A 13,626-nucleotide genomic window follows, 5' to 3' on the forward strand; every position below is an offset into this window, starting at 1 on the left:
GGTTCAATAGGAATGCCGGCCCGCCGTGGCGCCGGCGTCCACCGGGAGCACGGCGCCGGTGACCCAGCCGGACTCGTCGCTTGCCAGGTAGCGGACCGCGTGCCCTACGTCCCAGCCGCTGCCCTCGGTTTGCAGGAAGGAGCGCTTGCGGCGGGTCTCGCGGATTGCGTCGCTCATTCCGCGTGCGTAGACCATGGGCGTATGCACCATTCCCGGCGCCACGCAATTGACGCGGATGCCTTGCGCGCCGTGGTGCGCCGCCATCGCGCGCGTCATGTTCACCACGGCGCCCTTGGACGTCGGATAGAGCAGGCTGGGGTGCCCGCCGATGAGTCCGGCGACGGATGCGATGTTCACGATCGCGCCCCTGCGCTGCGCCGCCATGTGCGGGATGCAGTGGCGTGCCATGAGCATCATGGAGGTGACGTTGACGCGCAGCGCCATGTCCCAGTCCTGCAGGTCCAGGTCCACCGCCGTCCCCGCGGGACCGGCGATGCCCACGTTGTTCACCAGAATGTCGATGCGGCCCCAGGTCCGTACGGCCTGCTCCACGGCCTCGCGGCAGTCCGCGTCGCGGCTCACGTCGCACACCTGCAGCTGCGCCTGGCCCCCCTCGCGGGCGATCATTTCCTGCGTCGCCTGCGCCCATTCGGCAACGCTGTCGAGCAGCAGCACGCGCGCGCCGTCGCGCGCCAGGAGGAGCGCCGTCGCGCGCCCGTTGCCGACGCCGTCGGCGCGCGAACCGGCGCCGGTGACGAGCGCGACGCGCCCCTGCAGCGAGCGGTCGAAGGTTCTGGCTTCCTGGTCCATGTGCGTTCCTGTGGATCAATGAATCGCGCGCGCCTGCCCTTGCCAGTAATGCGCGCGCAGCTGCTTCTTGTCCGGCTTGCCCAGCGGGGTCAGCGGCAGGGCGTCGACGAAATCGACGGTTTTCGGGGTGCAGACCGCCCCCTTGGCCTGGCGCACCAGGGCCCGCAGCGCTTCGCCTTCGACCTGTGCTCCCGGGTGCCTCACGACCACCGCCTTCACGGCCTCGCCCCAGCGTTCGTCGGGCACGCCGATCACCGCGACGGCGGCGACCGCCGGATGCTGCGCGATCACGTCCTCGACCTCCCGGGGGTAGACGTTGAAGCCGCCGGAGATGAGCATGTCCTTGCGCCGATCGACGAGGTGGTAGTAGCCGTTGGCGTCGCGGCGCGCCAGGTCGCCGGTATGCAGCCAGCCGCCGCGCAGCGTCTGGCGCGTGAGCTCCGGCTGCTTCCAGTAGCCGTCCATCACCAGCGGGCTGCGCACGCACAGCTCGCCCACCGCGCCGTCGGCAACCGGCCGGTCCTCGGCGTCGAACAGCGCGACCGTGACGCCGGGGTAGGGCATTCCGGCGGAGGCCAGCACGTCGATGTCGGTGCGGCGATGGTCTTCGGGCGTCAGATGCAGGATGTTGCTCGGACATTCCGACTGGCCGTAGCTCTGCGCGAGAATCGGCCCGAAACGCGCCAGCGCCTCGCGGATGCGCGCCGGCGCCATCGGCGCGGCGCCGTAGGACAGGAGTTCGAGCGACGAAAAGTCCGCGCCGGCGCAGCGCGGATGGTCGAGCAGCCGGTAGATCATGGTCGGCACCAGAAAGGCCGCATGCGCGCGCTGCGCTTGCAAGGCGTCGATGAACCGGTCGGGGTCGAAGCCGCGCTGCAAGATGATGCGCCCCCCCGACGCCAGGGTGGGAACGATCATGGCGCCGGCGCCGTGCGAGATCGGCGTCGGGCACAGAACCCGCATCCCGGCGCGCATGCCGCGCGCCGCCATGAGCAGCACGGCCTGCATCCAGACCGAGCGGTTGGCCAGCATCACGCCCTTGGGTCGGCCGGTCGTCCCGCCGGTATAGGCCAGCCGGATGATGTCCTCGGGCCGCGCCTCGGACCGCAGCGGCGCGGGCTCCAGGGACAGCGCCAGCGCCCAGAAGTCCGCCAGATCGGCGCAGGCGTCGTGCGCGAACCAGTGCGCTACCCCGGGGCAGGCTGCGCGCAGGGCCAGCGCGCGCTCCCGGTGCGCGGCTTCGGCGAGGAACACCGAGGGCTCGGCGTCGCCCACGATGTAGGCGTGGTCCTCGTGTCCGCCGAGCGCGTGCAGGGTCACCGAGCGCAGCCCCATGAGGTAGGCCGCGGCCATCACGGCGAAGACCTCGGAGCGGTTGCCGGACAGCTGCATCACGCAGTCTCCGCGCCGCAGTCCGAGGCTGCGCAGGGCGGCCAGCGCCTGCCCGATGCGGCGGCCCAGCGTCGCATAGTCGATGGAACGATCCGCTTCGACGAAGGCCACCCGCTCCGGAAAGCGCTGGATGGCGTGGATGATCATCTCGCCGATGCTGCCGCCCGCGTGCGCCTGCACCGCGAGCGCGCAAGGGTCGTGCTGCTGCCCGTTCATTGCGCCACGACCCCTGCGGCGGCCACCGCAAGCTTCCAGCGCGCGAGCTCCTCGCCGATCCAGGCGTCAAAGCGCTCGGGCGTCCCGCTTTGCAGCTCGCCCTCGGAGCGGTTGCCGGACAGCTGCATCACGCAGTCTCCGCGCCGCAGTCCGAGGCTGCGCAGGGCGGCCAGCGCCTGCCCGATGCGGTGGCCCAGCGTCGCATGGTCGATGGAACGATCCGCGTCAACAAAGGCCACCCGCTCCGGAAAGCGCTGGATGGCGTGGATGATCATCTCGCCGATGCTGCCGCCCGCGTGCGCCTGCACCGCGAGCGTGCAAGGGTCGTGCGGCGGCGGCCCGCTCATTGCGCCACGACCCCTGCGGCGGCCACCGCAAGCTTCCAGCGCGCGAGCTCCTCGCCGATCCAGGCGCCAAAGCGCTCGGGCGTCCCGCCCTGCAGCTCGCTGCCCGAGTCGGCCGCCCGCGAGACGATATCGGCCGAGCGCAGCGCCTCATTGCCCGCGGCATTCAGCGTGCGCACCACGTCCGCCGGCGTCCCCCGGGGCACCACGATGCCGCCCCAGGCCATCACCTCGTAGCCCTTGACGCCCGAGGCGTCGATGGTCGGCAGCTGCGCAGCCGCCGGTGCGCGCGTGCGTCCGCTGACCGCAAGCGCGCGCAGTCGGCCCCCGCGCATGAAGGGCAGGGACGCGGACAGGGTATCGATCATGAAATCCACCTGCCCCGAAATCAGGTCCGTGAGCGCCGGCGAACTGCCCTTGTACGGAACGTGCAGCGCCTCGATGCCGGCTTGGCGGCAAAACAGCGCGCCCGCCAGATGCTGGGTGCTGCCCGATCCGGCCGATGCGTAGCCCAGCCGGCCCGGCCGGGAGCGCGCCAGCGCCAGCAGCTGCGCCACCGACGCCACGCCCAGTGCGTTGTGCACCAGCAGCGCGAGCTGCGTGCGGCTCACGTAGAGCACGGGCGCAAAGTCGGCCACCGGGTCGTAGGGCAGCTTGGTGTGGACGTTGGGGTTGATCGCATGCACGGTGCTCGTCGTGTAGAGCAGTGTGTACCCGTCGGGCGCGCTGCGCGCGACGTGCTCGGCCGCAATGTTCCCGGACGCGCCCGGGCGGTTCTCGACGACGATCGGCTGCCCCACGAGCTCGGCCATCTTCAGCGCCACCATGCGGGCCGAATGGTCGGTCGCGCCGCCGGGCGGAAAGCCCAGCACCAGACGCAGCGGGCGCTGCGGGTAGCTCGCCGGTTGCGCCGCAGCGCCGCTGCCCAAAAGTCCCAGGGCCGTGCCCAGCAACAGGCCGCGCCGTGAGGGGGCCGGCGTGCCCCGGTGCGATCGGCTGCCGACAGGCCGTTGCGCATGCATTGATGCCTCCAGGATTGCTTGCTCAGTGAATCGATTCATGCAGCGTAGCACCGTCGATCGATCCGTTTGACCCGGGTTTGTCCGTAGCGCGCAGGGGCGGCGTGCGCATGTGCTGAAATCCCGGAAACCGCCGCCATGACCAATCCGTCCCATGCAAGACAGAAAAATCCGCATCCATGACGTTGCCGCGCTCGCCGGCGTGTCCGTGGGCAGCGTCTCGCGCGTGCTCAACCGCGCCGCGAATGTCTCCGCCGAAGTGCGCGAGCAGGTCGAACGGGCGGTGGCCGCGCTGCGCTACCAGCCCAGCCACGCCGCGCGTGCGCTGCGCTCGCGCAGCAGCAGGACCATTGGCTGCCTGTTCTCCGACGTCACCAATCCCCTCTACGCGCGCGCGTTCCGCGCGCTCGAGGAAAGCTTTCGCGCAGACGGCTACATGCTGCTGCTGGCCAACGGCCTGAACGACCTGGAGCGCGAGAGGGAGAGCCTGCGCACCTTTGCGCTGCGCGGCATGGACGGCGTCGTCTGCGCGCCGGGCAACGAGCGCGACCCGGAGCTGATCGGCTTGATCGACGCCATGTCCATGCCGGTCGTGCTGTACGACCGCGAGATGCCGACCGCGCGCACGGACGCGGTGCTGTTCGACCACGTCAGCGGGGTTCGCAGCGCCTGCACGCAGCTGTTCGCGCTCGGCCACCGCCGCATCGCGCTCGCGCTCTGGGACGCCGACAGCCGCCCGGTGCGGCGCCGCACCGAGGGCTACCGCGCGGCCTACCGCGCCGCAGGAATGGAGCCCCCTGCGCTGATCCTGCGCCAGCCGACGGCGACGAGTTCGGTCTTCGACGACCTGCTGCGGCTGCTGAACGCGCCCGACCCACCGAGCGCGCTCATCGCCCAGGGCACGCATACCCTGGTCAGCGCGCTGCGTGCGCTGGCGCACGCGGGGCTTCGCGTCCCGCAGGACTTCTCGGTCATCAGCATCGGCGACAGCGACTTCGCCCAGACGCATGTGCCGGCGATCAGCGTGCTGCGCACGAACGCCGGGCACGTTGCCGCGCAGGTCCGATGCATGCTGCTCGAGCGGCTGAACGGCGCGCGTGCGGCGCCGCCGCGCAAGGTCCTGATGCCCTACGAGCTGGAGATGCGCGCGTCCTGCGGACCGCCCGCGCGCTGAGCGGGCAACGGCCCCAGGGCTTGCGCAAAGCGTGCGAGCATGGCCTGTCCGACCGGCGTCGGGCGCAGGGCGGGAGACCGGTCGTGCACGCCGATTCCCGCCCGCGCAGCGAACAGGCGCTTGCCGTAGCACAGCAGGTTTTCCAGGCCCTGCATCACGAAGACGGTGGCCGGCAGCATCCGGGCGTATTCGTATTCCGCCTGCGCTGCGTCGCCGCGGCGCCAGGCCGCGTAGGCGCGCACGGCGTAGTCGATGCAATCGGGCGCCAGGGTCATGCCGCGGCAACCCGCGCGCAGGTCCGATGCATGCTGCTCGAGCGGCTGAACGGCGCGCGCGCGGCGCCGCCGCGCAAGGTCCTGATGCCCTACGAGCTGGAGATGCGCGCGTCCTGCGGACCGCCTGCGCGCTGAGCGGGCAACGGCCCCAGGGCTTGCGCAAAGCGTGCGAGCATGGCCTGTCCGACGGGCGTCGGGCGCAGGGCGGGAGACCGGTCGTGCACGCCGATTCCCGCCCGCGCAGCGAACAGGCGCTTGCCGTAGCACAGCAGGTTTTCCAGGCCCTGCATCACGAAGACGGTGGCCGGCAGCATCCGGGCGTATTCGTATTCCGCCTGCGCTGCGTCGCCGCGGCGCCAGGCCGCGTAGGCGCGCACGGCGTAGTCGATGCAATCGGGCGCCAGGGTCATGCCGCGGCAACCCGCGCGCAGGTCCGATGCATGCTGCTCGAGCGGCTGAACGGCGCGCGCGCGGCGCCGCCGCGCAAGGTTCTGATGCCCTACGAGCTGGAGATGCGCGCGTCCTGCGGACCGCCTGCGCGCTGAGCGGGCAACGGCCCCAGGGCTTGCGCAAAGCGTGCGAGCATGGCCTGTCCGACGGGCGTCGGGTGCAGGGCGGGAGACCGGTCGTGCACGCCGATTCCCGCCCGCGCAGCGAACAGGCGCTTGCCGTAGCACAGCAGGTTTTCCAGGCCTTGCATCACGAAGACGGCGGCCGGCAGCATCCGGGCGTATTCGTATTCCGCCTGCGCTGCGTCGCCGCGGCGCCAGGCCGCGTAGGCGCGCACGGCGTAGTCGATGCAATCGGGCGCCAGGATCATGCCGCGGCAACCCGCGCGCAGGTTGTCGATCAGCTCCAGGCCGCCGCGGCCGTTGAACACCGGCACCTGCCCCCCGGTGCGCTCGATCAGTGCGGCGACCTCCACCACCGGTCCTTCGCCCTTGATGCAGCGAATGTTCGGATGCTGCAGCAGCAGTTCCCGGATCTCGTCCGCCGAGAGGCCGCGGCCGAGGAAAGCCGGCGCGTTCTGTATCGCCACGGGCAGGTGCGTGGCTTGCGCGACACGGCCGAAGAAGCGGATGTACTCCGCAGCGCCGAACGTGCCGACGGCGGGCGGTTGCAGGATCACCCAGTCCGCGCCGAGCGCCTGCGCGTGCCGCACCTGCGCCAGCTGCTCGGCGACCGAGGCGCCGAAGATGGTGCAGGCCAGCGGCACCTTGCCCGCAGTGTCCTCGGCGACCCAGTCCATCACCGTCCGGCGTTCCGCTTCGCTGAGCTTGGAGACCTCGGTCGCGAGCCCGAGCGCCACCATGCCGTGGACCCCGCATGCCAGGCAGGCCTGCACCTGCTGGCGCATGGCCGCACGGTCCAGCTGCTCGTCGGCGCCGAACAAGGCATAGACGACGGCATGGATGCCGTGCAAGTCTTCGGGTGGAAACCTTTGCATGGATGGCCTCGCGGGATATTGCCGTTGTCGGGCCGCTTCAGGCCTGCATGAAGCGATAGAAATTGCGCAGCATGCCGGCGGTGGCGCCCCAGATGTAGCGGTTCTTGTCCCCGTCCTGGTAGGGCATGGAGAACCACTCCCGGTGCAGGCCGTCACGCGCGTAGACATGGCGCCGGTGGTTGGCGGGGTCGAGCAGGAAGGCCAGGGGCACCTCGAACAGGTCCGCAACTTCGCAGGGGTTGGGCAGGAGCCGGCAGTCCGGCTGCACCAAGGCGACCACCGGGGTGATGCGAAAGGAGGTTCCGGTCACGTACGCGGGCAGGGTGCCCAGCAGTTCCACGAACGCGCGCTCGAGCCCGACCTCTTCCTGCGCCTCGCGCAATGCCGTGTCGGCCGCCGAAGCGTCCTGCGGATCCGCGCGGCCGCCGGGAAAAGCCACCTGCCCCGAGTGCGTGGACAGATGCGCCGTGCGTTCGGTGAGCAAGACCATGGGCTGCTCGCGCAGCACGATGGCGAGCAGCACCGAGGCCTGCGTGGGCGCGCGGCCCATGGACGGCTTTTCCAGCACCACCTCGGGAACCCAGTGCGGCGGATGGGCGAAGCGCGCGCGCAGCGCCTGGGGCGTCTGCGCCGCGCGCGGCACGGCGGGCAGGTGCGCGTCCACGCCCAGCACCGGCGCGAGGCGGGGGTCGAAACCGGGCAGGTTCGACAGCGAGGCAATGGCCGGCGGGACGGCGGGAGCGGGGTTCACGGGAGCGGCGGGTCCGAGGAATCGGCGCGGGACGCCATTATCGGGGCGCGCGCCTGCCGCAACGCATCGGCTGCGCAGCCGCTCAGTCCGCGAACTGCCCCGCGGTCTTGATGACCGGGGTGTAGCGCTGCGTTTCCTGTTGCAGCCACGTCTGAAGCCCTGCCGGCGAGAGCTTGTCGTCATCGGGAATCAGCGCCCCGAGATCGGTCAGGCGCTGCGTGGCGCTGGGGTCCTTGAGCGCAAGCTTCAGGGCTGCGCCAAACTTTTCCAGCGCCTCTCGGGGCGTGCCTTTGGGCGCGTAGATGCCGTGCCAGACCACGACGTTGAAGCCGGCAAGGCCCTGCTCGGACAGCGTCGGCGTGTCCGGCAGGGCTTTCAGGCGCGTGGACGAGGTCACGCCGTAGAGCTTGACCGACTGGGCCTTGATGTACGGGATCGTGGCCGTCGTCTGGTCGCACAGCAGATCGACCTGCCCCGCAAGCAGGGCATTGAGCGCCGGGCCCGTGCCCTGGTACGGCACCGTCGTCAGTTCCGTCCCCACGGCCTGGCGCAGCAACATGCTGCACAGATGCGACACCGCGCCAAGGCCCGCATGGGCGAGGTTTATCTTGTCCCCATGGCTCTTGAGGTGCACGAGCAGTTCTTTGAAATTCTTTGGCGGCAAGTCCTTGCGCCCTATCAGGGTCATGGGAACGTCGAGGACCTGGCTCACGTATTCAAAGTCGGCCAGCGGTTTGTAGCTGAGCCTGCGGTACAGCGCCGGAGCCGTTGCCATGCCATTGTGGTGAATGAGAAAGGTGTAGCCATCGGGCGCGGCGCGGGCCGTGTACGCTGCCGCGAGGGTGCCGCCAGCGCCGGTCTTGTTCTCCACGACCACGGACTGCCCCAGGGACCGGGCCATGACCACGCCGAGCATGCGCGCCAGCACGTCCGTAGGGCCACCCGCGGAGTACGGGACGACCAGGGTGATGGGTTTCGTCGGGTACCCCTGCGCCATGGCGGGGCCGGTTGCCGTGGTTGCGGCCAGCACAATGCCGGCCACCGTGAAGATGGTTTTTTTCATGATTCGGTACATCGGTTACAGGGAAGGGGTGGGGAGTGTCAGGACGCCTGGCAGCGCGCGTTACCGGCGGCGCTGCGCCCAGAGCCACAGCCCCGCGCCGCCCGCGATCATGGGCAGGCACAGCCACTGCCCCATGCTCATGTTCAGCCAGAGCAGGCCCAGAAAGCTGTCGGGCTCGCGAAAGTATTCGGCGACGAAGCGCAGCACGCCGTAGCCGGTCACGAAGGCCGCAGCCACCTGGCCCGGGCGGCGCTCGCGGCGGGCGTAGCACCACAGCAGGACGAACAGCAGCACGCCTTCGAGCAGGAATTGGTAGAGCTGCGAAGGGTGGCGCGGCTGCATGGAGCCACTATGCGCAAACACCATGCCCCAGGGCAGGTCGGGGTTCGCCAGGCGACCCCATAGTTCGCCGTTGATGAAATTGCCCGCGCGCCCGGCAGCCAGCCCGGTGGGCACGCCAGGCGCCACGAAATCCGCCACTTGGAGCAACGGGCGCCCGCGCGTGCGCGCAAACCAGAGCATGGCCGCGATCACGCCCAGCAGGCCGCCATGAAAAGCCATGCCGCCCTGCCAGAGCGCAAGGACCTCCAGCGGGTGGCCCAGGTAGTAGTCCGGCTTGTAGAACAGGCAGTACCCCAGACGCCCCCCCACCACGACCCCGAGCACCCCGAGGAACAGGAGGTCTTCCACGTCCTTGCGCGACCAGGCGCCCGGGCCGGCAAGCGATGCATAGGGCGGGTACTTCAAGCGGCAGCGACCCAGAAAAAGGAACAGGCCAAAGGCCGCAAGATAGGTCAGACCGTACCAGTGGATGGCCAGCGGGCCAATCTGCAGGGCGACGGGGTCGATCCGGGGGTAAATCAGCATGGGGGGCCATTGTGCACGCCGGCTGGCATCCCTGGGCACGGCGGCGCAGCGCTTGGCGGTTGCGCGCGCCAGCCGGAGGAAGATGCAACTCTGTGAGGCGCGAGGCGTAAGGTCCGCGCGCCAAGCGAAAAATCCAGATCTCACAGGAACCGCGGCGATTGAGTTGAGGCTGGTCTTCAGCGACTATACTTGTTACTCCAACATAAATAAGGATTGAACATGGTAACAGAGGAATTTTCCGCCGCCGTGCAATACGGCGACTTCCGGGGTACGGCGCAGGTAGACCTTCACGACACGAAAGATCTCCACTCGCGATTGATGCAAGATGGCTTAATGAGGAAAGGAGAGTTCCTTGTAGGCATCGATGTCGGGTCCAGCGTCGTAGGAATCGGCGAGGATCTCCTCTCGGTCACTGTGTTCCTGCATGAAGGCGATTACGATCGTACTCAAGCAGAGGCCAACGCTGGAAAGCCTTTGCCAGTGCGTCGAGTAGAGTTGGAAATGTTGCCAAAAGAGTTTTTTGGGTATTTCAAGCGCATCAGCATTGCCATATCTCCGCGTGGCATGATTGACGGCAGAGAAATCACCTATGAAGAAACTCCCCATGGAGGGGCATAAATCATGATCGCAGAGCAGGAGCAAACTGAGCGCTGCGCGGTGGTGCAGAGCGCCCTCGCAAGCCAGCGCATCGAGGGCCTGGAGCCGGACGCCCAAGCCGTGGCCGACGCGCAGCGCTGGGCGCGCGGCGAGATGACCATCGGCGCCGCCGTGGACCAGTACAAGGCGCGCGTGCGGCTCGAAATGGCATGAAGTACGCTGGGGATCGCGGCGATCCTTACCTGGACAGCGAAACGGGCGTTCTCCGCAATCTCCTTGGGATCGTAACTACTCAGCTCCCCCCTCGCCATAGGCCATAATCTGCAACCTGATGCAACAGCTACCCGACCTCAGCACACTCAGTTCGACCCAGAGGGATGCACTGACTCTGGAACTATGGACGATGGTGCAGACGCTGACGGTGCAGATCAGCGAACTGCAAGCGCGGCTCAATCTGAACAACCGCAACTCCAGCAAGCCACCCTCGAGCGATGGGCTCAACAAGCCCCAACCCCAGTCATTGCGCAAGGCCGGGCAACGGCCGGTCGGCGGGCAGAAGGGCCATACCCTGAGCCAAGTGGCCGAGCCCAATGTGGTCATCACCCATGCGCCGCCCGAGCATTGCGATGTCTGCCACGGTTCCTTGGGTCAGGCCAGCGTGATGGAGTCCCGGCAGGTCCACGATCTGCCCGATTTGCGCTACCAAGTCACCGAGCACCGCGTGCTGCAAGCGATCTGCAACTGCGGCAAGACCCACCGTGGCGCATTCCCCCCGAACGTCACCGCAGCGGTGCAACACGGCCCGCGTGCGAAGGCCGCAGCCGTGTACCTGAGCCAGTACCAGATGCTGCCACTCAAGCGCACGGGGCAAGTGATGGGTGATCTCTTTGACATGCCCATGTCCGAGGCAACGATTCTGAGTGCCAACGCTGAAGCTGCCCAGCTGTTGGCACCCACAGTCACGGCCATCGCGCAGGAGTTGGTGAACCAGCCAATCCAGCCGACTACGCGATTGCGGCGATGACGTTTGGCGTTTCATGACGGACCCGAACGTGCCTTTCACGAATCGGCTGGGCCGTGGGCCCGGGGGCTGAGATGGATCGAAAAATAGGAGGCACCATGGCGTCATGGATCAAGTGGATAGTTGTCGGCCTGGGGGTGGCGATATTGCTGGCCGGTAGCGCCGTTGCGGTCTATGTGCAGCGCAGCTTTGCGGTACTCGATGGCAGGCTGGCTGTGGTGGGGTTGCGCCAGGCTGTCCAGGTGCAGCGGGATGATGCCGATGTGACCCATATCCGCGCCCAGACCCCGCAGGACGCCTGGTTTGCGATGGGCTATGTGCATGCGCAGGAGCGTAGTTGGCAGTTGGAATTCAACCGCCGCGTGATGCACGGTGAACTGTCCGAAGTTTTCGGCGGCGCCACGCTGGAGACCGACAAACTGATGCGTGCGCTGGACATCATCGGGAACGCTCGGCGCCAGTACCAAGGACTGCCGCCGTACGCCAGGCAAGCCCTGCAGTCCTACAGTCAGGGCATACAGGCTTTTCACCGCCATCGGTCCCAGGCGCTTCCCCCGGAGTTCCATCTGCTCGGCGTTGAGCCTGGTGGCTGGGAGCCCGAGGACAGCGTGGGTTGGGCGCTGATGATGGCGCTGGAGATGGGTGGTAACTGGGGCCATGAATTCACGCGCCTGTCGGTTGCCAGCACACTGGACACGGAGCGCCTGTGGCAACTGATGCCCCCCTACCCGGGAGAGCGACCTGCCACCTCGGTCGACTTGGCTACGCTCTACCGTCAGTTGGGGGTTTATCGGGCAGCGGACCCAGGTGCCGCGCCGCAGGGAGCAGCGCCCAAACACCCAGCGCAACAAGAAGGCCTGTTGTCTCGCCAGATCAGCGCCGGCCTGCGTGCCTGGGCCGAAGCGCTCACGCGCACTGCTGGTAGCCATGAAGGCCGGGGCAGCAATAACTGGGCGCTGGCAGGCTCGCGCACGGTGAGCGGCAAGCCGTTACTGGCCAACGACCCGCACCTGGATTTGTCCGCACCCTCGATTTGGTACCTTGCCGCCTTGCAAGCGCCCGCGGGTCGGGCCGCGGATGGCACACCGATTGCCCCGATCGATGTGATCGGCGCCACCATGCCGGGCCTGCCCTTTGTGGTGCTGGGCCGTACCGGTCATGTGGCCTGGGGGTTTACCAACACCGACCCCGACGTGCAGGATCTGTACCTGGAGCAGATCAACCCCGCTGACGCCACGCAATACCGCACCCCCGAGGGCTGGGCACCGTTCACGGTGCGCAGCGAAACCATCCGGGTCAAGGGGGAGGCAGATCAGGTGATCAGGTTGCGCAGCACGCGCCATGGCCCGGTGCTCAGCGATGCGCAAGAATCGCATGCCGGGACGCTGAATTTGGACAAATACGTGCTTGCGCTGCGCTGGAGCGCGCTGGATGCCGACAACCAGACGGTGCTGGCGGGCCTGCAAACCAATCATGTCCAAACGGTGGATGGGTTGTTCCAGGCCCTGTCGTCTTACCACTCGCCCATGCAGAACGTGGTCGCGGCGGACGACCGGGGTCAAATACGCTTCCAGGCCGTGGGCCGGGTCCCGATACGCGCTGCTGCCAACGATATCCGGGGCGTGGCTCCGGCTCCCGGTTGGGAGGCGCGCTACGACTGGCAGGGCTGGATCGCACCCGGGAAAACCCCGCGCGACGATGGCGCCAAGGGTTGGCTGGCCACGGCGAACCAGCGTGTGACGGCGCCGGACTACCCGTATTACTTGACGCAGGATTGGACCTTGCCTTACCGCTACCAGCGCATCGCGCAGCTCATCGAGGCCCGCGAAAAGCATGACGTCGCGAGCATGCAGGCCATGCAGGGTGACGTGACGTCGCTGGCCGTGCGCCGGTTGCTGCCTTATTTGCGGCAGGTTCGCTCGGCCCATCCGCTGGCTGCGGCCGCACAGGCGCAACTCGCCGACTTTGACGGGGTGATGGATGCCGGGCAGGCCGCGCCATTGCTGTTTTCCGCCTGGGTGGACGAGCTCGTGCGGGGCCTGATCGCGCCGCGAATTGGCTTGGAGCGTTTTGCAGCCACCTATGGTGGTGAGCGCGATTACCGGGCCGCGGTGGAGGGCATACTGGAGCGCAATGACGGCTGGTGGTGCCAGCCTCTGTCCTGCGCCGGGCAGTCCGCGGCCGCTTTCGACCGTGCGCTTGATCGCCTGCAGATGGCCTATGGCCCGGATCCGGCCCGGTGGCGCTGGGGTGTGGCACACCCGGCGCTGAGCGTGCACCGACCCATGGGCAGCGTGCCGGTGCTGGCCCATTTTTTTAATGTCCGCCATGCCTCGCCTGGGGGCCCGTACACCGTGAATGTGGGGCAGTACAACCCGGGCGACGCCAAGGGGCTGTTCGTCAACCACCATGCGGCCTCGTTGCGCGCGGTGTATGACTTGGCGGACTTGGAGCAGTCGCGCTTCATCTGCCAGACCGGCCAGAGCGGGCTGGTGTTCTCGTCCCGCTACCGTGACATGAACAGCCCCTGGGCCAACATGGGCTACCGCCTCTTGCAGCGTCAGCCTGCACGCTGGGCGCATGAGCTGACCTTGGTGCCAGATTAAGAATGAAACCTGTTTCACCGCTACCCTGCCCCCAAGGCAGGGAT

The 13,626-nt window shown here is 68.1% G+C and carries 15 protein-coding genes; 5 read left to right on the forward strand and 10 right to left on the reverse strand.

The window, feature by feature from the left end:
- Positions 1 to 3 precede the first annotated feature (3 nt).
- The 4 genes from D5041_RS03225 to D5041_RS03240 are packed head-to-tail and all read right to left on the reverse strand — an operon-like array spanning position 4 to position 3,784.
- Positions 4 to 810, reverse strand: coding sequence for an SDR family NAD(P)-dependent oxidoreductase (locus tag D5041_RS03225; RefSeq protein ID WP_010110441.1), 807 nt, complete (start codon positions 808 to 810; stop codon positions 4 to 6).
- A 15-nt stretch (positions 811 to 825) separates the two neighbouring features.
- Positions 826 to 2,418: an AMP-binding protein gene (locus D5041_RS03230; protein WP_265283871.1), complete on the reverse strand. Its 1,593-nt coding sequence runs from the start codon at positions 2,416 to 2,418 to the stop codon at positions 826 to 828.
- On the reverse strand, positions 2,415 to 2,765 hold the full coding sequence (locus D5041_RS03235) for a hypothetical protein (protein WP_265283873.1): 351 nt from the start codon (positions 2,763 to 2,765) through the stop codon (positions 2,415 to 2,417). Before D5041_RS03235 ends, D5041_RS03230 begins: the two co-directional genes overlap by 4 nt.
- On the reverse strand, positions 2,762 to 3,784 hold the full coding sequence (locus tag D5041_RS03240; protein WP_265258314.1) for a tripartite tricarboxylate transporter substrate binding protein: 1,023 nt from the start codon (positions 3,782 to 3,784) through the stop codon (positions 2,762 to 2,764). Before D5041_RS03240 ends, D5041_RS03235 begins: the two co-directional genes overlap by 4 nt.
- Before the next feature lie 151 nt (positions 3,785 to 3,935).
- On the opposite strand from D5041_RS03240, the gene D5041_RS03245 reads away from it, so the two are divergent.
- Positions 3,936 to 4,955 (forward strand): LacI family DNA-binding transcriptional regulator, encoded by a 1,020-nt coding sequence (locus D5041_RS03245; RefSeq protein WP_265258313.1) that lies wholly within the window; start codon positions 3,936 to 3,938, stop codon positions 4,953 to 4,955.
- Here the strand turns inward: D5041_RS03245 and D5041_RS03250 are convergent.
- The 6 genes from D5041_RS03250 to lgt all read right to left on the reverse strand — a co-directional run bounded on the left by D5041_RS03250 (position 4,910) and on the right by lgt (position 9,358).
- Positions 4,910 to 5,230, reverse strand: coding sequence for a hypothetical protein (locus D5041_RS03250; RefSeq protein ID WP_265282260.1), 321 nt, complete (start codon positions 5,228 to 5,230; stop codon positions 4,910 to 4,912). The two genes, D5041_RS03245 and D5041_RS03250, sit on opposite strands and share 46 nt — an antisense overlap.
- A gap of 89 nt (positions 5,231 to 5,319) precedes the next feature.
- Positions 5,320 to 5,640: a hypothetical protein gene (locus D5041_RS03255; protein ID WP_265282260.1), complete on the reverse strand. Its 321-nt coding sequence runs from the start codon at positions 5,638 to 5,640 to the stop codon at positions 5,320 to 5,322.
- A gap of 89 nt (positions 5,641 to 5,729) precedes the next feature.
- Entirely contained in the window at positions 5,730 to 6,677 is a 948-nt protein-coding gene (locus D5041_RS03260) for a dihydrodipicolinate synthase family protein (RefSeq protein WP_265282262.1), read from the reverse strand.
- Between the two features lie 37 nt (positions 6,678 to 6,714).
- The gene (locus tag D5041_RS03265; protein ID WP_265258310.1) at positions 6,715 to 7,428 is read right to left on the reverse strand and encodes a CoA pyrophosphatase; all 714 of its coding nucleotides are present in this window, start codon (positions 7,426 to 7,428) and stop codon (positions 6,715 to 6,717) included.
- Between the two features lie 82 nt (positions 7,429 to 7,510).
- Entirely contained in the window at positions 7,511 to 8,491 is a 981-nt protein-coding gene (locus tag D5041_RS03270; RefSeq protein WP_029554620.1) for a tripartite tricarboxylate transporter substrate-binding protein, read from the reverse strand.
- A gap of 60 nt (positions 8,492 to 8,551) precedes the next feature.
- Complete coding sequence (lgt, locus tag D5041_RS03275; protein WP_265283874.1) at positions 8,552 to 9,358, reverse strand: prolipoprotein diacylglyceryl transferase; 807 nt, start codon at positions 9,356 to 9,358, stop codon at positions 8,552 to 8,554.
- 219 nt (positions 9,359 to 9,577) lie between these two features.
- On the opposite strand from lgt, the gene D5041_RS03280 reads away from it, so the two are divergent.
- From D5041_RS03280 to D5041_RS03295, 4 genes are all read left to right on the forward strand, one after another.
- Positions 9,578 to 9,976, forward strand: a complete 399-nt coding sequence (locus D5041_RS03280) for a hypothetical protein (RefSeq protein WP_010108199.1) — start codon at positions 9,578 to 9,580, stop codon at positions 9,974 to 9,976.
- A gap of 3 nt (positions 9,977 to 9,979) precedes the next feature.
- Positions 9,980 to 10,168, forward strand: coding sequence for an antitoxin VbhA family protein (locus tag D5041_RS03285; protein ID WP_010108200.1), 189 nt, complete (start codon positions 9,980 to 9,982; stop codon positions 10,166 to 10,168).
- A 118-nt stretch (positions 10,169 to 10,286) separates the two neighbouring features.
- Entirely contained in the window at positions 10,287 to 10,979 is a 693-nt protein-coding gene (locus D5041_RS03290) for a DUF6444 domain-containing protein (protein WP_265283875.1), read from the forward strand.
- A gap of 95 nt (positions 10,980 to 11,074) precedes the next feature.
- The gene (locus D5041_RS03295; protein ID WP_265283876.1) at positions 11,075 to 13,582 is read left to right on the forward strand and encodes a penicillin acylase family protein; all 2,508 of its coding nucleotides are present in this window, start codon (positions 11,075 to 11,077) and stop codon (positions 13,580 to 13,582) included.
- Positions 13,583 to 13,626 lie beyond the last annotated feature (44 nt).

Origin of the sequence: Verminephrobacter aporrectodeae subsp. tuberculatae (assembly GCF_026127385.1) — a bacterium.
Taxonomy (GTDB): domain Bacteria; phylum Pseudomonadota; class Gammaproteobacteria; order Burkholderiales; family Burkholderiaceae_C; genus Acidovorax; species Acidovorax aporrectodeae.